Annotated in this window: 16 protein-coding genes; 8 read left to right on the forward strand and 8 right to left on the reverse strand. The window is 70.4% G+C overall.

The genetic code is table 11. The features are described 5' to 3' along the window. The first annotated feature begins 43 nt into the window (after window positions 1-43). Window positions 44-2164 carry a glycogen debranching N-terminal domain-containing protein gene (locus E1193_RS02775; RefSeq protein WP_243707245.1) on the forward strand — a complete coding sequence of 707 codons (2121 nt, stop codon included), beginning with the start codon at window positions 44-46 and terminating at the stop codon, window positions 2162-2164. 103 nt (window positions 2165-2267) lie between these two features. Here the strand turns inward: E1193_RS02775 and E1193_RS31690 are convergent, their stop codons facing one another. The 3 genes from E1193_RS31690 to E1193_RS02795 form a co-directional block, all read right to left on the reverse strand. Further along, a complete protein-coding gene (locus E1193_RS31690) occupies window positions 2268-2675 on the reverse strand; it encodes a hypothetical protein (protein ID WP_207922528.1) in 408 nt (135 codons plus the stop codon). A 318-nt stretch (window positions 2676-2993) separates the two neighbouring features. Continuing rightward, a complete protein-coding gene (locus E1193_RS02790; RefSeq protein ID WP_132179898.1) occupies window positions 2994-3872 on the reverse strand; it encodes a sulfotransferase domain-containing protein in 879 nt (292 codons plus the stop codon). Window positions 3873-4013: 141 nt separating this feature from the next. After that, window positions 4014-5174 carry an MFS transporter gene (locus tag E1193_RS02795; RefSeq protein ID WP_243707246.1) on the reverse strand — a complete coding sequence of 387 codons (1161 nt, stop codon included), beginning with the start codon at window positions 5172-5174 and terminating at the stop codon, window positions 4014-4016. Between the two features lie 1084 nt (window positions 5175-6258). Between E1193_RS02795 and E1193_RS02805 the strand changes: the two genes are divergently transcribed. The 3 genes from E1193_RS02805 to E1193_RS02815 all read left to right on the forward strand — a co-directional run bounded on the left by E1193_RS02805 (window position 6259) and on the right by E1193_RS02815 (window position 10435). Beyond that, on the forward strand, window positions 6259-7863 hold the full coding sequence (locus E1193_RS02805) for a cellulase family glycosylhydrolase (protein ID WP_132179902.1): 1605 nt from the start codon (window positions 6259-6261) through the stop codon (window positions 7861-7863). Window positions 7864-8375: 512 nt separating this feature from the next. Next, on the forward strand, window positions 8376-9926 hold the full coding sequence (locus E1193_RS02810) for a family 43 glycosylhydrolase (protein WP_207922529.1): 1551 nt from the start codon (window positions 8376-8378) through the stop codon (window positions 9924-9926). Window positions 9927-10189: 263 nt separating this feature from the next. Beyond that, window positions 10190-10435 carry a hypothetical protein gene (locus tag E1193_RS02815; protein ID WP_132179904.1) on the forward strand — a complete coding sequence of 82 codons (246 nt, stop codon included), beginning with the start codon at window positions 10190-10192 and terminating at the stop codon, window positions 10433-10435. A 20-nt stretch (window positions 10436-10455) separates the two neighbouring features. Here E1193_RS02815 and E1193_RS02820 read toward each other — a convergent pair whose 3' ends face one another. The 3 genes from E1193_RS02820 to E1193_RS02830 form a co-directional block, all read right to left on the reverse strand. Next, window positions 10456-11472: a TerC/Alx family metal homeostasis membrane protein gene (locus E1193_RS02820; protein ID WP_132179906.1), complete on the reverse strand. Its 1017-nt coding sequence runs from the start codon at window positions 11470-11472 to the stop codon at window positions 10456-10458. Between the two features lie 300 nt (window positions 11473-11772). Beyond that, on the reverse strand, window positions 11773-11970 hold the full coding sequence (locus E1193_RS02825) for a DUF397 domain-containing protein (RefSeq protein ID WP_132179908.1): 198 nt from the start codon (window positions 11968-11970) through the stop codon (window positions 11773-11775). Next, entirely contained in the window at window positions 11958-12758 is an 801-nt protein-coding gene (locus E1193_RS02830; RefSeq protein WP_165945614.1) for a helix-turn-helix transcriptional regulator, read from the reverse strand. Before E1193_RS02830 ends, E1193_RS02825 begins: the two co-directional genes overlap by 13 nt. A 408-nt stretch (window positions 12759-13166) precedes the next feature. Between E1193_RS02830 and E1193_RS02835 the strand changes: the two genes are divergently transcribed. Then, entirely contained in the window at window positions 13167-13442 is a 276-nt protein-coding gene (locus tag E1193_RS02835; RefSeq protein ID WP_132179910.1) for a hypothetical protein, read from the forward strand. Further along, window positions 13439-13675 (forward strand): flavin reductase, encoded by a 237-nt coding sequence (locus E1193_RS02840; RefSeq protein WP_132179912.1) that lies wholly within the window; start codon window positions 13439-13441, stop codon window positions 13673-13675. Before E1193_RS02835 ends, E1193_RS02840 begins: the two co-directional genes overlap by 4 nt. A 64-nt stretch (window positions 13676-13739) precedes the next feature. Here the strand turns inward: E1193_RS02840 and E1193_RS02845 are convergent, their stop codons facing one another. Together E1193_RS02845 and E1193_RS02850 are read right to left on the reverse strand one after the other, a co-directional pair. Then, window positions 13740-15506, reverse strand: a complete 1767-nt coding sequence (locus E1193_RS02845; protein ID WP_132179914.1) for an ABC transporter permease subunit — start codon at window positions 15504-15506, stop codon at window positions 13740-13742. Between the two features lie 3 nt (window positions 15507-15509). Beyond that, the gene (locus tag E1193_RS02850) at window positions 15510-17033 is read right to left on the reverse strand and encodes an ABC transporter substrate-binding protein (RefSeq protein ID WP_132179916.1); all 1524 of its coding nucleotides are present in this window, start codon (window positions 17031-17033) and stop codon (window positions 15510-15512) included. 235 nt (window positions 17034-17268) lie between these two features. On the opposite strand from E1193_RS02850, the gene E1193_RS02855 reads away from it, so the two are divergent. Together E1193_RS02855 and E1193_RS02860 are read left to right on the forward strand one after the other, a co-directional pair. After that, window positions 17269-18759, forward strand: a complete 1491-nt coding sequence (locus tag E1193_RS02855; protein WP_132179918.1) for an ABC transporter substrate-binding protein — start codon at window positions 17269-17271, stop codon at window positions 18757-18759. Next, window positions 18756-20489: an ABC transporter permease subunit gene (locus tag E1193_RS02860; RefSeq protein WP_132179920.1), complete on the forward strand. Its 1734-nt coding sequence runs from the start codon at window positions 18756-18758 to the stop codon at window positions 20487-20489. Before E1193_RS02855 ends, E1193_RS02860 begins: the two co-directional genes overlap by 4 nt. The last annotated feature ends 4 nt before the right edge of the window (window positions 20490-20493 follow it).

A 20493-nucleotide genomic window follows, 5' to 3' on the forward strand; every position in this document is an offset into this window, starting at 1 on the left:
AGGCCGCGGGACCGCGCCGGTCAGACCAGCAGGAGCCCCCACCGTGCCCAATCCGCCAAACGTTGAGAGCGTCGCGCCGCAATCGTCAGCATCGCAGCCGTCGATACCGCAACGGCGCCTTCAACCGCTGCTGCACGACCTTGTCACGACGACGTCGGCGCCGACGACCGCGCTCAGCGCGGCGGACGGGCAAATCGGCGCCGGGGGCGTTCAGGGCGTTTTCCACGCCGATGCCCGTGTGCTCGCGCGGGCGGTCCTGTTGGTCGACGGCCGGGAGCCCGAGCCCATCGGGTACACGCCGGCGGGACCCGGCGCCAGCCGCTTCGTCTCCCTCGCACGGTGGCTCGGCGACCCCACGCCGGACCCGACCGTGCGGATCGACCGGCTCCGGCGGGTGATTCCCGGCGGGATGGACGAGAAAATCGTGATCACGTCGACAGCCGACGTGCCGGTCCGCGCCACGGTCACCCTGGACGTCGCCTGCGACCTGGTGCCGATCGAGGTGGTGAAGTCCGGCGACTCGGCCGCGCTGCTACCGCCCCTTAACGGACTGACGTGGACCGCGGCTGGCACCACCGTGACGGTGACCGGCGATGGCACCATCGTCGAAACCGGTCTGCGGTGGACCGTGGACCTGCCCACACGCGGCAGCGCCACACTGCACTGGCAGCTACGGATCCACGATTTCCGGGCCGTCGTCGCCGCGCCGAGCGGGCCGGTCGAGTGGTCCCGCCCCGAGGTGACCGCCGACGACCACCGCCTCGTACGCCTGCTGGACCAGTCCCTCGACGACCTGTCGACGCTGAGGCTGACCGACGGTGAAGACACCTTCCTCGGTGCCGGCGTGCCATGGTTTCTCACGCTCTTCGGCCGCGACAGCATCTGGGCCGCCCGCATGCTGCTACCCATCGGCACCGACCTGGCCGCGGGTACGTTGCGGGTGCTCGCTCGCCGGCAGGGACGGCGGGTCGACGACCGCTCGGGCGAGGCCCCCGGCAAGATCATGCACGAGCAGCGCCGGGGCGAGTTCCGCGTCGAGAGTGACGGGGACGACCTCGCCCTGCCCGCCGCGTACTACGGCACGGTGGACGCCACTGCCCTCTGGGTGAGCCTGCTGCACGACGCCTGGCGGTGGGGCATGCCGGCTGACGAGGTGGCCGCGCTGCTGCCCTCCCTGGAGGCGGCGCTCAACTGGCTCGCCGGCCACACCGGCTTCCTGCGCTACATCGACACGACCGGTCGCGGGCTGGCCAACCAGGGATGGAAGGACTCCGGCGACGCGGTGCGCTTCCGCGACGGCCGCCGCGCCGAGCCGCCGATCGCGCTGGCCGAGGTGCAGGGTTACGCATACCAGGCCGCCGTGCACGGCGCCGCGCTGCTGGACGCGTTCGACCGGCCGGGCGGCGAGCGGTGGCGCGAGTACGCCGAGCGGCTCGCCGTGCGGTTCCGCGCCCAGTTCTGGGTAGACGGCCCACAGGGGCCATATCCGGCGCTGGCCGTCGACGGCCACGGCCGTCCGGTCGACGCGCTGACCAGCAACATCGGACATCTCCTCGGCACCGGCCTGCTGTCCGCACAGGAGTCCGCAGCCGTGGCCGAGGCGCTGTCCTCCCCGGCCATGTCGAGCGGGTACGGGTTGCGCACCATGTCGGCACAGGACGCCGGATACAGCCCGCTGTCCTACCACTGCGGGTCGATCTGGGCGCACGACACTGCCATCGCGATCGCCGGGCTGGCAAAAACCGGGTTCGGGGCCGCCGCCGCGCGCCTGGCCGACGGCATGCTGGCCGCCGGCGAGGCCTTCGACTACCAGATGCCCGAACTGCACAGCGGCGACGACCGCGCCGAGGTGAGCCGGCCCATGCCGTACCCGGCGGCCTGCCGGCCCCAGGCGTGGTCGGCCGCCGCCGCCGTGGCCATCCTCCAATCCGCGCTGGGCCTCTACCCCGACGTGCCCGCGGGCCACGTCACGCTGCGCCCCGGCGTCCCCCTTGGCGCGATCACCGCGGGCGGCCTACGGATCGCAGGCATCGACGTCACAGCGAGCGTCGACGCCTCGGGCAATGCCAGGGTCCTATCCCTGCCCGACACGATCCGCATCGCTGAGCACACACACGTACCAGCGCAACGCCGTGCGGCCAGCGACGCCGTGGGTCATCGCTAAGGAGTCGCGAGAAGCTGATCCACCCGCCGCCAGACAAGCGCCCGGGCAGGCCGACCACTGTGCCTACAGCGGCCACCTGGCCACGTGTTGACTGGCAAGCTCGTCATCGTCCTGGCGCCCTGTCCTGTGGATTTAGGTAGCCAACCCGACCATTCCGCGCCTCGATTTCGAGGGCCGCGTCTTCCAGCAACCTGGCGAGGCGGTCCGGGTTCGCGAGCGCGGTGATGTGGCCGGCCCTGGGCAGGCGGACGACCCGGCCGTCCCGGCACGCGGCAAGGAAGGTCGGCTCGGCCGCGCGGAACGGGTCACGGTCGCCGTTGACGAGCCACACCATTCCCGGGTACGCGCGCAGGGCAGCGATCGGGTCGTGCCCGGCGATGGCGCGCACGACGTCGGGCATCGTCTGGCAGTTGAAGCCACCGGCGAGGTACCGCTGGTGGCCGTCCAAGGCGGCGCTCGTCGCCGAGGCCCTCATCGAGGCCCGCGCTCTCAAGATCACCGTGCCCGACACCGGCAGTTTCGAAGGTGACCTCATCTGGCAGCGTGCAGTGTTTCGCGGACTGCCCACCGACTCAACTTTCACCAGCGGCGTCGTCCGCACCCTTCTCCACGGCATCAGCCGAACCGCTACCACGAGACAGTGGACGAACGGAAGTTAGTCCGGCCGTGCTCGGCCACGGGCCCGTGGCTCGCCAGACGCGGAGAGCCCTGAGCTTACGGCGGTTGCCGCAGCTACCGCCTCGGTGGGAGGGGTGCGACGCGCGGCCCGGGCGTGCGCCGCGGCCCAGATCGTCCGGCGAGGGCTGCGGTCGGATGGCGGGGCGACGCCTCAGGTGACAACCGACCCGCGATGGACCCACTCGGCCAGGTCCGGTGCGAAAAGTTCGCGGACGCGCGTTTCGTAGCGTCGCAGGTCGTCCTGGTCGAGCAGGTCGCGCCACTGGCCGCTGGTGCCTCGATGGAAGAAGCGGTGCGGATCGCGCCACAGGGGAAGCTCCGGCGCCAGGTCGTGCGCCCGGGCGCGCATCGCCTCGAAGCTCGCGGCGTTCAGCAGTTCCGGCCACCGCTGCTCGGGGATTTCGATGCCGAGGCGCGCCGCGAGCCCGCGCATCTGCCCTTCCAGATCGGTCTTCATCTCGCCGTAGTGGAGCAACAGGACATTCGGCTCGTCCCTCACCTGCCAGAATGTGGACAGGTGATGGCACAGCGCCGAAAGACCGACCAGCGTTCCGTCGTTGTCGATCCACGACCAGAACCGGTCGCGCGCGGACTCCGACCGCTCCGGCAAGCCGGTGGGCGTCGACGGGTCAAGGTCGTCCATCCCCACCGCGGCCGCACGCATGGCCATGGCCACATCGAGATCGGCGTTGTCGATGTGGTTGTCCCAGGAGATCGCGACGTCTCGCGGGTCGCGGGCCACGCAGATGTAGGTGACCCGGTCATCGAAGGGCAGGCCGTCCAGGGGTGTGTGGGTCTTCATGAAGCGCCGATGCGGCTGTTTTTCCAGGTCGGCCAACACATCGTCGAGGCGATGGGTCAGAGCGTCCGGCCAGGGTGAGATGGCGTCCAGGGGGCGGGGAAGTTCGGTCGTCTGGAAAATCAGCAGAGCGCAGATCATTTGCGTCCACGTCGTGCCGCATTTCGGTGGTGTGGAAATCACGATATCTCCGGCACGAAACGGTACGTGGTCCCATCGCTCGGTGTCCATCAGTATCGTCCGATACCTCGTCACGGATGGCCGCACCTGCACCTCGCCTCGACGCTGTGAATCATCAACAGCTAGGAATGTAGCGACGCTCCTGTTCGCCGACAAGGAGCCGATTCCGCCAGGGCGTCTCGGATCGAGAACTCACCGCCACGGTGGTCGCCTGTCTACCGCAACCGCGCGCACGGGTTCGGCAAGGCTGGATGGCCTCGCCGCGACCAGCGCGACGAGCAGGGCGGGGATCGAGCCGTACACCATGAGCACCGACGGTGACGTCGCGTCGACCACGACGCCGCCGAGCACCGCCCCGAGCGCGATGGTGGCCTGGAACGACGACGTGAACAGCACGGACGCGGCCTCGGTCGGGCAAGTGGTCGACGCCGCGAACCAGGACTGCGAGCAGACTGGCACGGCCCCGTAGGCGAGGCCCCATACGGCGAGCAGTACAACCGCTCCGATCGTTGCGGTGCCGAGCGCGGGCAGCAGCCCGGTGGCGCAGGCGAGCGCGACGGTGCTGGCAATCAGGGTGGCTCGCAGGTGAAGCCGCACGGTCGCGCCGGCGATGAAGTTGCCCACGACGCCGGCGATGCCGTAGACGAGCAGGAACGGGGTGACCGAGCCGACGCCGGTTACGTGCTGCAGGAACGGGGTCACGTAGGTGTACGTGCCGAAGTGCGCGGTCACGGTGAGGACCGTCAGGATCAGTGCGGCGCGGCCGGTGCGACTACGCACCAGATCTACCAACGCGGCGAGCCGGACCGGTTGGGCGGCGGGCAGCGGCGGTAGCACCGCGACCAGCGCCAGCAGCACGACCACGGTGAGCGCGCCGAGCACGATGAATGCGGTGCGCCAGCCACCGAACTGGGCGATGAAGGTTCCGGCCGGAACGCCGAGGACCGATCCCAGCGGTACGGCCGAAAAGATCACCGCGGTTGCCACACCGACGCGTTCGCGTCGCACCAGCCGTGGGGCGAGGCCCGCGCCGATCGACCAGAAGCCACCGATCACGACGCCGACGAGTGCCCGGGACGCCACCATCACGGGGTAGGACGTCGCGGTGGCAGCGACGATGTTCGCCACGGCCAGCAGCAGGATCAGCCCGCACAGCAACATCCGCCGGTCGAGCCGGCCGACGGCCACAGTGACGGTCGGCGCCGACACGGCCGCCAGCACGCCCGGCATGGTCATCGTCAGACCAGCGACACCGTCAGAGACGCCGAACGTGGACCCGATCGAGGTCAACAGGCCGATCGGCAGGATCTCGGCGGTGACGATGACGAAGATGCCCAATGCCACCGAGACCACGGCCGACCAACCGAGGAGAGGCGATCTGCTGACGGCCTGATGCGCGGTGGTGGTCGAAATGGAATGAGTCGGCATTCGTTGAGCCAACAGCGATCGACGGGCGACTGCTGGCGGCTTTCAGCCGCGAACGCAGGCGGGAGTCGCCTGTCGCGGTCGGGGCCGCGCCTGTCGCGGTCGGGGCCGCGCAGCTCGGCCAGCGACCAGCAGGAGGCTGCGGCCGTACGGTACCGGCCGGTGCGTGCGCCGGCGTGGTCGAAGTCGCCGGCCGGGGTGACGCGACCAGCCAATCCAGCCCGGTGGCCGCAGCAGGCGACGTGTCCGCCCCGGCCGCATGCCCCGGGTGGAGGAGGCGGTACTCCTGCGGCGGGCTCGCCACCAGCGCCACCCCGGACGTGGTTCTGCGCCGGACGCCGGGCCAACCACGATGAGTCGGCCACCGCCGTCCCTCGTCAGCCCGTCGAGCACGGCGGTGAAGGTCGACCATCCCTTGTTACCCAATGCATTGATGTCTATGATTCAGTCACCCCTGAACCTCATCTCCGAGAAACGCTCGGGGGGACATTGTCGAAGCGCTTCGGCAACTCAGTGTAACGATCGGCCAGACCCGTCGACCGTCTCCTTCGCATGCCCGCACGCGGTCGGCAGACATCGGCCTCGGACAGAAAGGCGCTGCGACGCAATATTCCGAGCCACCGTTCAGCTGTCGCTGCTGCCGCTGGTCGCGGCTGCGCCGGTGGCCACACTGAGCGCCGGCCCCGCGTATGCCGCGCTTCGGCGGTCGTGCGACGGATGAGGGTCGGTTGGTCCAAAGGTGGCTGCACCGTCCACGGCGACGTGTGCGGCAGGGGCGGTCCCGTAACCAATCATCTCGGCAACTTCCATGGCGACTGGGATGTGGGCCGACCAACCGGCCGCGATGAGGATCAGCTCGTACGCCAACGCTGCTGACTCGCGGAGCTTCGTCGGGAGGTGTTCTCGTTCGCCCGGAACGGCAGCACACGATCGGGCAGTGTCGACACATGCGTGATCAGCCAAGTGAATCTAGTTGCTCCAACGCCTTAGGGCTGGAAGAGAGGAGATACCTATGGGTTCAGAAGTGAGGAAGGTCGGGCTCACTTTCCTTGCCGCTATGTTGGCGTTCGCCGGATCTGTATCCGGCGTGACGAGTCCGGCATCGGCCGACGTCTCGGCTCAGCTGAACGCTTCGCAGCTTGTTGCCGACATGGGTGCGGGCTGGAACCTGGGAAACTCGCTGGAAGCCAACGTCAACGGAGTTCCCAGTGAAACGGCATGGAACAACCCGGTCGTGACGCAGGCTCTTGTCGACAGGGTGAAGGCGGCGGGATTCAAAACGATCCGTATCCCGGTCTCCTACCTGGGGCACATAGGTTCCGGCCCGAATTACACGATTAATTCTTCCTGGTTGAACAGAATCCAGGAAGTCGTCAACTACGCCTACAACCGAGGCCTGTACGTGCTGATCAACATGCATGGAGACGGCTACAAAACTGTCTCCGGCTCCTGGCTGATCTGCGACTCGTCCTCTCAGGCGACGATCAGGGACAAGTATCAGAAGGTCTGGCAACAGATCGCGACCAGGTTCCAGAGTTACAACGAGCGCCTGATCTTCGAGTCCATGAACGAGAACTTCGACGGGCAGTACGGTCGTCCGACCCAACCGTGCTACTCGAACATCAACGCCTACAACCAGATCTTCGTGGACACCGTGAGAAGAACTGGCGGAAACAACAGTTCAAGATGGCTGCTCGTCCCCGGGTGGAACACAAACATCGAATACACCGCCGGCAACTACGGATTCGTGCTTCCGACGGACCAGTACCGATCTCCCTCCATTCCCGGCAATGAGCGGCGGATCATGATCTCCGTCCATTACTACGACCCGTGGGACTTCACGGGAACGGAGGACGGCACCATCACGCAATGGGGGCGGGCCGCGACCAATCCGTCAAAGAGGTCGACCTGGGGGCAGGAAGACTATCTGGACGAGCAGTTGAAGAAGATGTACGACACCTTCGTCTTGCGAGGGTATCCGGTATTCGTCGGTGAGTACGGTTCGATCGACAAGACGTCGTTCGACTCATCGAACAACAGGTATCGTGCGGACTTCGCGCGTACCCTGGTGGCCACTGCCAAGAAGTACGGAGCAGCCACCGCTTACTGGGATAACGGCGTAAATGGGCGCTACGGGTTCGGGCTGTTCAACCGGAGCTCTGCCACGGTGACCCAGCAGAGCATTATCGATGCCATCATGAGCGCCGTCGGCAGCGGCCCAGGCCAACAGCGGTACGAGGCGGAAACCGCGCCCGCCGTGTGCCAGGGCACAGTCGACTCCAACCACGCTGGCTTCTCCGGCTCCGGGTTCTGCAACGGCAACGGCGCTGTCGGCGCCTACGCCCAGTTCACGGTGAACGCGTCCGCGGCCGGCCCGGCCACGGTCGGGATTCGGTTCGCCAACGGCACGGCCAGCGCACGGCCGGCGAACCTGATCGTCAATGGAACCACGCTGTCGACGGTCTCGTTCGAGTCCACCAGCACGTGGACAGGCTGGACCACCAAGTCTCTGGCGGTTCCGCTGAACGCCGGTACCAATACCATCCGACTGGATCCGACCACGACAGCCGGACTAGCCAACATCGACCGCCTCGACGTCGCTGTGGCCTCCGCCTGACGTTCAAGCTCTCACGAGGGTGTTCACGTAAGCGATGGGAACGCTCTCGGGCCGTGAACACATGTAAGGAACATCGGCCCGTGAGGTGAGATGGAACACGCCAGCTACCGACGCCAGCACGGTCTGGGCCTTCGAGCCCAGGTGATCCGCGAATAACGAGAGCAACCCGGGCCGGCCATCGCGATGGTCGGCCCGGGGCATGCCGTGTGGTCGGCTGCCTGGGGCTACTGGTCGCGGCGGCACCTGCCGTCCATCCACGATCGCAGGGATGGCCTGGACGGCGGACGCGGCTGAGGGTGGCCGGGTCCGCCGCCGGCTCCGACCAACGCTGTGGTCAAGCGGAGGAGGCGGGTCGCGACCGCTTGTTCGGCGCGGCTCATCGCTGGCGGCGGTTGTGGCGAGGGTGGGACGGTTGCGAGCTTGAACCCGGGACGGGATCGCCTTTAGTGTGAACGATAACAGTTATGGCCGCCAATATTGAGGTTGATTGACCCCTACCGAAAGGGCCTGACATGTCCCGAACCCGCTCTCGGGTCTGGCTCGCCGCGGTGACGACGCTGTTCATGGCGCTGGCCGTCGGCGTCGCGCAGCCGGCCTCCGCCGCCCAGCCGGCGTTCGCCGCGCCGGGCCAGCCGGCATCCGCCGCGCAGCAGGCGTTCGCCGCGCCAGGCCAGCCGTACACCAACCCGATCAAATCGCAGAAAGGGGCCGACCCGTGGGTGGTGTGGCACGAGGGCAGCTACTACCTGATCACGACGACGTTCACCAACAAGCTGCTGATGCGTAGGTCGCCCACCCTGGCTGGCCTGGCGACCGCGCCGAGCGTGCAGGTCTGGGAGGACACCACGTCCTCACGCGGGACGAACTTCTGGGCCCCTGAGCTCCACTTCATCGACAACCGGTGGTACCTGTACTACTCCGGCGCCCGGGTCGGCGCCGCCTGCTGCGACACGCAGCGCACCCACGTTCTGGAGAGCGCCGGTACGGACCCGATGGGGCCGTACACCCACAAGAACATGCTCGCCGGCTCGAACCTCACCCCCGGACCCGGCTGGCTGATCGACGCCAGTCCGATGCGGCTCAACGGCTCGCTCTACCTGCTCGGTAGCGGGTTCATCGGCGGCAGTGCGCAGAGCCTGGTGATCGCGCCGATGAGCAACCCGTACACGCTCGCGAGCAACACGTTCAGCATCATCTCGCGCCCCACCCACGCCTGGGAGCGGTCCAGCGACCCGGTCAACGAGGGTCCGGTGGCGCTGCAGCGCGACGGTAGGACGTTCATCGTCTTCTCCGCCAGCCAGTGCCAAACCCCCGACTACAAACTGGGCATGCTGACCTACGCCGGTGGCGATCCGCTGTCGGCCTCATCGTGGACCAAGACAGCCAACCCGATCTTCCAGCGCAACGACGCGAACCGCGTGTACGGGCCCGGCCACAACGGCTTCTTCACCTCGCCGGACGGCACGGAGAGCTGGATCGTCTACCACGCCAACTCCTCCTCCAACGGTGGTTGTGGCAACGGGCGCACCACCCGGGCGCAGAAGTTCACCTGGAACGCGGACGGCACGCCGAACCTGGGCACGCCGGTGGCGACCGGAGTGAGCCTGAACGGGCCAGCCGGCGAGACGGCGACCACCCCGACGGCGTACCGGATCGTCAACCGCAACAGCGGCAAGTGCCTGGACGTCTCGGGCGGCGGCACGGCCGACGGCGCGGACGTCATCCAGTGGACCTGCCACAACGGCACGAACCAGCGGTGGCGGTTCGAGGATCTGGGCGACGACAACAGCCGGCTGGTCAACGTCGGCAGCGGCAAGGTGCTCGACGTCAACGCCTGCGGCTCCGCCGACGGCGCCAACATCCAACAATGGTCGTGGTCGAACAACAACTGCCAGAAGTTCCGTCCGGTCGTCGCCGATCAGGGCGGCTGGGTGCGGCTGGTGAACCTCAACAGCGGCAAGGTCGCCGAGGTGGCCAACTGCGGCACCGCGGACGGGGCCGACGTACGCCAGTGGAGCCGGATGAACAGCAACTGCCAGCAGTGGCAACTGCAGCCGGTGTAGGGCATGTGTGGGCGTGCCGTCCTCGCGACGACCGCCGCCTGATGACACGCTGATCCCGCAACGGGGCTCGCGAAGGTCCGAATCTTGGTTGGGCCACCCGAGCCCCGTTGCGTCTGGTCGGCCCGGCCACGGCAACAGCCCGCTCCTGGGCATCGGCCGCCACCTGCGGCGACAGGCCCCGTCTGCGGACCGCGCGCGGTGTGGGATTGTGGCGGCGCTCGAACGGTGGTATCGACGATCCATGACCGCTGGCGAGCCGTTCGGTGACCCAGCGGGGCAATCCGATCACCGCACTGGAATGGACGATCCGCTGTGCCGCGCTGTTTCCGTCTTTCCCCCATTCCGCCACGGGGCCTGCGCCGTGGAACCTTGCGCAGCTCACCGACAAACTCGGATGGCACGCGCTCCACGCCGCCGGGCAGCGGGTGACGGGCGAGGCGACGCCCGCGCCCGTGGTCGATGCCATCCGCGCCATCCAGAACAGGGGCAACCAGGCACCGGACGAATAGTGGCCGGGGCCGTCACGCTTCTACTGCCGTTCGGTGACGACCTCCGTCGAGCCCGGCGCCGCGTTACGGGTCGCGCGCAGGCTGGTGATCGTGACGGTGACCAGGACACCGACGATGACCAGGAGTGAGACCTCGGTGGGGATCTCCGGCACCCCGGACCAGATGCCGTGCGCCCAGTGCAGGCCGAGCTTGACGCCGATGAAGGCCAGGATGACGGCCAGGCCGTAGCTGAGGTGCACCAGCCGGCTCAGCGCCGCGTGCAGCACGAAGTACAGCGCCCGCAGGCCGAGCAGCGCGAAGGCGTTGGTGGCGAAGACGAGGTACGGGTCCTCGGTGATGCCGTAGACGGCGGGCACCGAGTCGATGGCGAAGACCACGTCGGTGGCGAGGATCGCGACCACCACGAGCGCCAGCGGGGTGAGCGTCCGTCGACCGTCGACCCGCACGACCATCTTCGTGCCGTGGTACTCGTGGACCACCGGCATGACGCGACGCAGCAGGCGCACCGAGCGCATGCCGCCGATGTCCACCGTCTGCTCGCGCCCGGTGACCGCGTCGCGCAGCAGCTTGGCCGCGGTGAACAGCAGGATCAACGCGAAGATCAGGAAGGCGAAGTCGAGGGTCTGCAACGCCGCGTGGCCCAGGGCGATGAAGACGCCACGCAGCACCAGCGCGCCGGTGATCCCGAACAGCAGCACCCGCTGGGCGAGCACGCTCGGCACCGCGAAGGCGGCCAGCAGCAGCATGAAGACGAAGAGGTTGTCGACCGACAGCGACTTCTCGACCAGATAACCGGTGAGGTAGTCGAAGCCCCGTTCCGAGCCGAACTCGAACCAGACCCAGGCGCCGAAGGTCAGCGGCAGCGCCACGTAGAAGGCCGACCAGCCCAGCGCCTCTTTCAGCGACACCTCGTGCGGGCGGCGGGTGACCGCGAAGTCGAGCACCAGCAGGGCGATCACACCGGCGATGGTCACCGCCCAGAGCGACGGCGTACCCACCGACCCCGGGCCGGCAGCGGCAGACGACAGTTCGGGCATGAGTCCTCCTCGAACACCTGTCACATTGTTCGAGGTCTCCTTCACCCACGTGTCGTGGGCAACCACCCGAGGCGCACTCCGGGTGCGCCGTACTGACCGGCATGGCTCGTGGGAAGTACTCCCCTCGCACTGACAAGGTTAGGGCAGCCAGACTCCGCCCGCTCTGGTCCGGGCACTGAACGACGCCGGTGCTGCGGGTGACCGTGGCCGTTGAGCCAACGGTTGCCATGCACAACGCTCGGCCGGGATACCCCATCGAGCGCCTCGCTCAGCTCCTCGCCGTCGCCGACTTCGTGCTGATCAGGCCAGGTCGGTTACCCGGGCGACGAAGGTCCGCCAGGACTGGCGGGAGAAGGCCAGCACCGGCCCGGCTCCGACGTCCTTTGAGTCGCGGACGTAGACCGCCGCCGAGAGGTTGTCGGCGACCTCCACACAGGTGCCGCCGTTGGTGGACGAGCGGGACGACTTCCGCCAGTGAGCACCCGTCAGGTTGTCCATGTCTTCGCCACTTCCTTGAGTACGTCGAGTGTCTGGCCGAGCGGGAGGGCTTCGCCCCGGACCGCGTCCCACGACAGTCCCAGATGAGCGATCGAGTCGGGCTGCCCTACGGTCTGCGATTTTAGCTGGTGGTCCGCGCACCCGGCGCGTGATCCGTCGGGCATGTCGGCCAGGATGAACGCCCCGGCGAGACCTGAGTAGATGCCAGCGGACAGCGGCACGATGTGCAACTGGATATGGGGCTGCTCCGCGCAGGTCAGCAGGTGCTCGATCTGCTCGGCCATCACGTCGGGGCCGCCGCAGGCCCGCCGCACGACCATCTCGTCCAAAACCACGAAGAGCTGTGGGCCGGGGTCGCGAGCGAGGACCGACTGCCGTTCCAGCCGTGCCGCGACACGCTGGTCAAGCTCCGAGACCGGCACCCGCGCCGCGCGGAACGTCGCCCGCGCGTACGCCTCGGTCTGTAGCAGGCCCGGCACGAAGGCGTGTTCGTACCAGCGCAGCGCCGTTGCTTCCCGCTCGATCTCCATCCACTCGCGCAGCCAGACCGGCGCGGCGTCGGCCTTGACCAGCTCGTTCCAGAGCGTCGTGAAGTACTCACCGGTGTGTAACGCGGTGTCAACGGCGGTCAGGTAGGGCAGGGTCGGCGGCTTCGTTCCGGTCTCGATGGCGCTCACCTGAGAGTCCGAGCAGAAGACCAGCTCGCCGAGCTGCGCCTGAGTCAGCCCGGCGGTCGTGCGGCGTCGCCTCAACTCGCGCAGCAGAAACTCAGACGGCGAGATTCCCACGGTTTCCACAACCTTCCACGGTGCTCCGCACGGTTCCGCGTTGGCCCGCATCCGAGGGCTGCGTTCCGTGATCACGCGGTAACTATTCCGAACCTGTTGGGTCCGCGTCCAGGGTGGAAGAACAAGCGGCGCGAGCCGGTGGAGGCATCCGAAGCCCGCCGGTCGCGCTGTCGGGGGCCGTCCATGGACGACGCAGACCGGGGTGGCCCCATCCACACCTTCGACGGATTGGGGAAGCTCCGTGCCCGACAAACCGGACCCGAGGCCCGCGCCGCAGGACGATCCGCCGGCCCGGCCGATCGTCCCGGGACCGATCGGCCCGCTGATCCCGCCGTGGCGTGGCCCTGGTCGGGTGACGAACGTCGTTCCCGCGGCTCGCTGGGCCGCCGGCCGCAACCGGGGGCAGGCGTGACGGACCGGACGATCACCGCCGGTGACGTGCTCCGGCTGGCCCGCGAGGCGTCGCCGCAGTTCGCCACACCGATCCGCGTCCGGGTGATCCGGGTGCTCGACTGGCCGACCTACCACGGCTGGCGCTGGATCGACGCGTACGAGTTGAACCGGGCGGGCGACGCGACCCGCCGGCGGACGCTGTACGTCCGCGTCGAGGGCGTCCGCCGGCTGACCGTGCCGGCGACGCGAGCCCGCCGCCGGCCGCAGCATTGGGCGGCGGTCACGGCATGACCGCCCACACGCCGCTGCGCCCGACCTGGCTGTGCCGGGTCGACGCCCACCCGTGGCCGTGCGGCGCGGCGAAACTCGCGCTCCTCGACCACTACCGCGAGCACCCTGCCGAACTGGTCGCCCACCTCGACGCCCTGCGGGAAACGGCCCACCACGACCTGACCGACCTCGACGGCGGCCGCGAGCCGAACCTCACCGACCGCTTCGTGACCTGGGCACGCACCCGGTCCTGACCCCTCCCGGCCGCGCCCGCGAGCCGGCTGCGCCTTCGCGCGGACGCCGACGAGGACGAAACTGCTACCCGGGCAGCGACGCGCGGCGTCCCGAGGCCACCCCGGACACGGCGAGCACGGAGAGCAGGACGAGCGCGCAGGCCGGACCGAGCACCGTCCAGGGCGCCAGTTCCGCGTACGGCTGGTTCTCCAGCAGCAGGCGGCCCCACTCCGGGGTGGGTGGCTGCTCGCCCAGGCCGAGGAAGCCGAGCGAGGCCAGCACGAGAATGGTGGTGGGCAGGCGTAGCAGGGCGTTGCGCAGAACGGCGGGCAGCACCGCCGGCAGCAGGTGGCGGCGCAGCAGATGTGCCGGGCCGGCGCCGAACGCGATCGACGCGTGCAGGTGACCGCTCGCCCGTTCCTGCTCCAGCAGCGCCGCCGCCTGGGCGGCGTACGGGGTCCAGGCGACCAGGCACACCGCCCCGGCTGCACCCCACACCGACGGTCCGGTGACCGCGGTCGTCAGCAGCCCGACCAGCACGGCCGGCAGGGTCGACATCACCTCGGTCAGGCCGGCGCTCACCTTTCCCGCCGTGGCGAGCAGCAGCCCGACGACGATGCTGACCACCGTCACCGCGACGGCCACGCCCGTCGTGCGCACCGCGCCGTGGCCCAGTCGGGCCAGCAGGTCACGACCGAGCGCGTCCGTGCCCAACGGGTGCGCGGCCGAGGGGGACAGCAGGCGGGCCGCCGTGTCCACGTGCAGCGGGTCGCGCAGCAGCCCGGCCACGACCAGCGTGAACAGGGCCAGCGCGCAGAATCCGGCGGCCCGGCGGGCGGCGCGTGAGCGCGGCAGGGCCGGTGGGTGCAGGGCGGGCAGCGCTCCGTCCCGCAGGGCGGGGCCGAGCAGGGCGCGGCGCACGGCCTGGATGAGCAGGCCGGCGGCGACGCCGAGCAGGACGAGGACCAGGGTCGCGGTCTGCAGCGGCGGGAGGTCCTGCGCCACGGCGGCGTCCAGGGCGAGCCGGCCGAGCCCCGGAATGTTGAAGATCTTCTCCACCGCGACCGCGCCGCCGACCAGGGCGACGACGGTGGGCAGGAGTTGGGGGAGCACCCCGGCCAGCGTGCGACGCAGCGCATGTCGGGCGAGGTAGCCGGGCGGGAACCCGCAGCCGTGCCAGGTCCGTACCCATGTCTCGTTGAGGGTGGCGGGCAGCGACTGGTCGAGCAGGCCGCCAATCATCGCCCCGGACGGCACACCGAGGGCGAGCGCCGGCAGCACCATCGACCCCGGTCCCTCCCAGCCGCTGGACGGGAACCAACCCAGCCACACCCCGAACAGGGTGGCGAGCAGCGAGGCGAGGAGAAACTTGGGCAGCGCGGCGACCGCGGCGGCCCCGGTGCCCGCCCGGCCCCGCCGCAGCCGCCGCCGGGATCCGAGGTACAGGGTCCGGGCGCTGATCAGCGCGGCCACCGCGATGGTGACCACGAGCGCGCCGAGCATCAACGTGACGGAAACCCCCAGCGCGGTCGTCACCTGTGGCAGGACCGGTTCACCCGAGACCCAGGAGACACCCGCGTCGCCGCGCGGCAGCCCAGCCAGCCAGGTCGCGAGATGCCTGACCGGCCCGGCGTCCAGGCCCAGTTGCTCCCGTACGGCAGCCAGCTGCGCCGGGGTGGGGTCCTGGTCGGCGGAGCGGGCCCGCAGCACCGTCAGCGCCGGGTCGGTTCCCGACAGCCAGGGCAGCAGGGCGACCGCCGCCAGCAGGGTGGTCCCGGCGACGACGCGGCCGACACCCGCCCGCCACCGGGCGGAGCGGGCGTCGGCGCCAGTCGACGGGGCGTTGCTCATCCGCTACTTCAGGCGGGTGTCGACGTCGATCAGCGAGCGTTCGCGGGGGTCGAGAAGCACACCCTCGACGTCGGCGCTGATGCCCTGCACGACTTTTTCGTGAACCAGCGGCACGACGGCGTCGGTGCGTAGGATCTCCGCCTCGGCCCGCATGATCAACTGCTGCCGCTTCGCGGTGTCGCCTTCCTTCGCGGCCGACGCGATGGCCTGGTCGACCCTGGTGTCCTTCAGGCGGGCGATGTTGTAGACGCCGTTGCTCGTGAAGTCGCTGGCCAGGAACGCGACCGCGTCTCCGGTGTCGAGGAGCGTCACGCGGGAGAAGACGAGCGCGTCGTACCGGCCCGCGAGCAGGTCGGCCTCCATCTGCGTGTACTCGCGCACGTCCTGCCGCACCGTGAACCCGGCCTTCTCCAACTGCTGCTGGAGGACGGTCGCGGCCTCGGGCAGTTCGGCCCGGTTGGTGTACGTGGCCAGGCGTACCGTCCGGCCGTTGGTCAACGATCTGACCTGCGCGGGAGTCGCGGCCTTCGCTCGGCCGGTCACCTCGACCCGCTTGTCGGCCGCCCAGGCGACAGCCGGCCCGAACAGGCCCTGCGCGGGGTCGGCGTACCCGCCGAAGACCGAGTCGACGAGGGCGGAACCATCCACCGCCTCGCGGGCCGCCGCGCGCAGCGAGGGGTCGGCGAAGACGCCGCCGGCGGTGTTGAGGACCAGGCTGTCGGTCCGCACCGAGGGCACCTCGTGGCGGGTGTCGGGGTCCAGTAGTTTCGCCTGCGAGGTGGGGATCCACTCGGCGATGTCGACCTCGCCGGAGCGCAGGGCGTTGGCGCGCGCGGTGCCGTCGGCGATCCAGGTCACGTCGATGCCGGACGCCTTGGCCCGGCCGCCCCAGTAGCCGTCGAAACGGTTCAGGGTGGCTCCGGTCTTCCCGGTGAGCTTGGTGATCACGAAGGGGCCGGTTCCGGTGCCGACCGGGCTGACGGTTCCGTCCGCCGCGTACGCCTTGGCGGAGAGGATGGCCAGCGCGGGGCTGGCGAGCCGCAGCGGGAGCACCGGGTCGGGGGTCTTCGTGCTGATCGTGACGGTGTCGGCGTCCTCGGCCTTGGCGGTCAATGTCACGTCGCTGAGCACGCGGGGCTTGGTCTTGGCCGCGTTGGCGTGGTCGAGGGCGTTGACGACGGACTCGGCGGTGACCTCGCTGCCGTCCTGGAAGGTGGCCTTACGCAGTTCGAAGACCCAGGTGGTGGCGTTGGTCTGGGCCCAGGAACTCGCCAGCGCCGGCGCGGCGGCTCCGTCCCCGCCCAGTGCGGTGAGGCCTTCGGCCACGGAGAGCTTGCTCAGCACGGTGGCGTCGTTGCTGTACGGGGAGAGGGCCTGCACCGGTGGCACCGCGAGGGCGACCCGCAGGCGGCCGGCCGGGCCGGCTCCCGCGCCCGGGGACGAGCCATCCTCGCCCGAGGCGAAACAGCCGGCCAGCAGCGGGGTGACGGCGATCGCCGTGAGGAGGGAACGGAAGGTCGTGCGCATGGTGGGGGAGCTTATAAGGATAGCCTTACCAAAGCCTCCGCACGTGAGTGACATCTCAACCTGCCGTCGGTGGTGAGGGCGGCTTCGCATCGATCACCGCCTGTGGCTGCGGTCACCGCCGGCGCGGGCGTGCGTGCGCGACGGCAGGCGAGGGCGTGGCTGGTCCGATGTGAGCGGGCTTACAGCCGGAACCCCTTGGATGCGAATGAAAACCGATCTCAATAAGCTGCCCGCCATGATTGCTGCACCAGCCGTCCGACGCGCCGGCCTTGTCGCGTCCGTGTTCGTCCTCCTGTTGCCCACCGGCTGCTCCGGCGGGAGTGCCGCCGGCGAGAACGGCGGCGACCGGCTGCGGGTGGCGATGCTCCAGCCACCTCGTTCCGGGCTGTCGCCGTTCAGCGACGACGCCTTCAAGCTCTCCCGCCTGGGCATCGCCGAAACGCTGGTCAGCCTCGACGAGGGCGGCGCACCGCAGCCGGCGCTGGCCACCGCGTGGTCGCAGGTCGACCGCACCACCTGGCGGTTCACCCTGCGGGAGGCGGTGCGGTTCCACGACGGCACGACCCTGGACGCGGCCCGGGTCGTCGACGTGCTGCGGCGGGCCGCCGCGACCAAGCCGAAGCCGCGCATCCTGGACGGGGTCGAGCTGTCCGCCGAAGCGGAGCAAGGGGCGGTCGTCGTCCGGACCGCCGTGCCCGATCCACTGCTGCCGCAGCGGCTGTCCAGCCCGCAGCTGTCGATCCTGGCCGCGGCGGCGTACCAGGCAGACGCGGTGAACCCGGTCCGGACCGGGACCGGCCCGTTCGTGCTGACCCGGCTGACCGGCACGCAGGGCGCGACGCTGGACCGGTACGACGGGTACTGGGGTGGCCCCGCCGCCGCATCCGGCATCGACGTCTCGTTCGTGCCTGACGGCACCGCCCGGGCCGCCGCGCTGCGCACCGGCGCCGCCGACATCGTCGAGGCCGTGCCGGCGTCGCAGCTGGCGGTGCTGGACAAGCAGCTGTACCGCACCGTGTCGATGCCCCGCACCAACACGCTCTACCTGAACAGTCGCACCGGCGCGTTCGCCGACCCCGCCGTCCGGGCCGCGGCCCGCGCAGCCGTCCAGCGCGACCCGCTGGTCGCCGGCGTGTACGAAGGGAACGCCGACACCGCCCGCGGCCTGCTCGGGCCGGCGGTGCCGTGGGCCGCGCAGCGGCCGGCACGCACCGAACGGCCGGCCGGATCCGCGACCGGCAAGAAGATCGTGCTGGCCACCTTCAGCGACCGCCCGGAACTGCCCGAGGTCGCCGCGACGGTCGCCCAGCAGCTCGAAGCGGTCGGCTTCGTGGTCCAGCAGGTGGTGCGCGAGTACGCCCACATCGAGGCCGACGCGCTGGCCGGGCGGTTCGACGCGTTCATTCTCTCCCGCGCCACCATGCTCGACTCCGGTGACCCGGTCGCGTACCTCGCCAGCGACTTCACCTGCGACGGCGGCTTCAACATCGCGCAACTCTGCGACCCGGCGGTGGACCAGGCGATCGGGGCGGCCTCGGTGGAGGGCGACCTGACCAGGCGGCGGGCCCTCATCCTCGCCGCCGAGAGGGCGGTGCTGGAGACGGACGCCGCGGTACCGATGCTGCACGAGCGGGTGGCGCAGGGCAACGCCCCGGGAGTGGTCGACGCACGGTTCGACCCGCGGGAGCGGTTGCTCGTCGGCCTGAAGACCCGCCGAACCGGATGAGCCGCGCCAACGGCCTGCTCCTGGCCACGTGCTCGCGGCTGGTCGCGCTGCTCGCCCTCCTCGCCCTGGTCGGTGCGTTGCCGTGGTTGTCCGGGCGTGACCCGGCCCGCAGCATACTGCGCGCCCAGTACGGCGAGAGCGTTCCCGACCCGGCCGCCTTGGCCGCGATCCGGGAGAAGCTGCGGCTCGACGACGGGCCACTGGTGCTGTTCGGCAGATGGCTGGCCGGCGTGCTCCGTGGCGACCTCGGCACGTCCTGGGTGACCGGCACGCCGGTGGCGCCCACCGTCTGGTCGGCGCTCGGCGTGTCGCTGACCCTGATGGGCGCGGCCCTGGCGGTGGCGCTGGTCGTCGCCGCGCTGCTGGTGCTGCGCGGGCTGTGGCGCGGGCGTACCACCCGGCGCGGTGGCGCGCTGGGCGCGGCGCTCACGTCGATCCCCGAGTTTCTCCTCGGAATCGCGTTGCTGCTGGTCGTGGCGGTGTGGCTGGAGTGGGCGGACCCGTACGGCTGGTCCGCTGCACACCATGCGGTGCTGCCGGCGCTCGCGCTCGGGATCCCGGCCGGTGGGCTGCTCGGCCGGTTGGCCGACGACGCGATCCCGGGTGCCTTCCGGGAGCCGTGGGTGCGTACCTGGGCCACCGGTGGGCTGCCCCGGCGCACCATCGCGTACGGGGTGCTGCGCCGCAGCCTGCCGGCACTGTTTCCGCAGTTCACGATCGTCGTGGTGGGCCTGACCGGCGGCGCGGTCCTGGTCGAGGTGCTGTTCGCCATCCCCGGCCTGGGCCGGCTCGCGCTCGGCGCCGCGGCGGCCCAGGACCTGCCGGCGGTCCAGGGCGCGGTGCTCGCCCTGGCCGTGCTCGCCGCGGCGGTGAGTGTCCTCGCCGCCGTGGCGCAGCGGCTGGCCGTGGGGCCGGCGCTGGACGCCGCCGGGCTCCAGCCGCCACCGCCGGACCCCGGGCCGCGGGTCCGCCGGGTCTGGCTGGTTCCCGGCGTCCTCGGGGGAGTGCTGCTGGCGGTGGTGCTGGCCGGGCTGCTGCGTGATCCGACCCATGTGGACACCGGGCTACGGCTCGCCGCGCCGTCGTGGGACGCCGCGCTGGGCCGCGACGCGCTCGGCCGCGATCTGCTCGCCCGGCTCGGGCACGGCGCCCTGCGTACCGTGGGCGTCGCCGTCGCGGTCAGCGCTGTCGCGTTCGCGCTGGGGGTGGCGGCCGGCCTGCTGCCCCGGCTGACGCAGGGCGCGGCCGAGCTGGTCAACGCGGTGCCGCCGGTGCTGGTCGGGCTGATCACCGCGGCGGCGTTCGGCCCGAGCACCGGTGGGGCGGCGGTGGCGGTGGCGGCGACCGCGTGGGCGCCGCTCGCCCTGCACGTGGCCGCCCTCGTCCGCGAGGAGCTGGCCAGCGGGTACGTGCAGGCGTGCTGGTTGCTGGGGGCGAGTCGGATCCGGGTGCTCGCCGTCCACGTGCTGCCCGGTGTGCTGCCACCGGTGATCCGGCACGCGCTGCTGCGCCTCCCCGGCGTCGCGCTGGCCATCGCCTCGCTCGGTTTCGTCGGCCTCGGCACCCAACCGCCCACGCCCGAGTGGGGCCGCATCCTCGCCGAGGCGATGCCGTACGTGGAGCGCGCCCCGTGGGCGGCGCTCTCCGGGGCGGCGGCACTCGCGCTGCTCGGCGCCCTGTCGATCACCGCGTCGACCGCCCTCGGCGTCGCCCGGGCGCACCGTCGTTGAGGCG

It is taken from the genome of Micromonospora sp. KC606 (assembly GCF_004348675.1).
In the GTDB taxonomy this organism is placed as follows: domain Bacteria; phylum Actinomycetota; class Actinomycetes; order Mycobacteriales; family Micromonosporaceae; genus Micromonospora.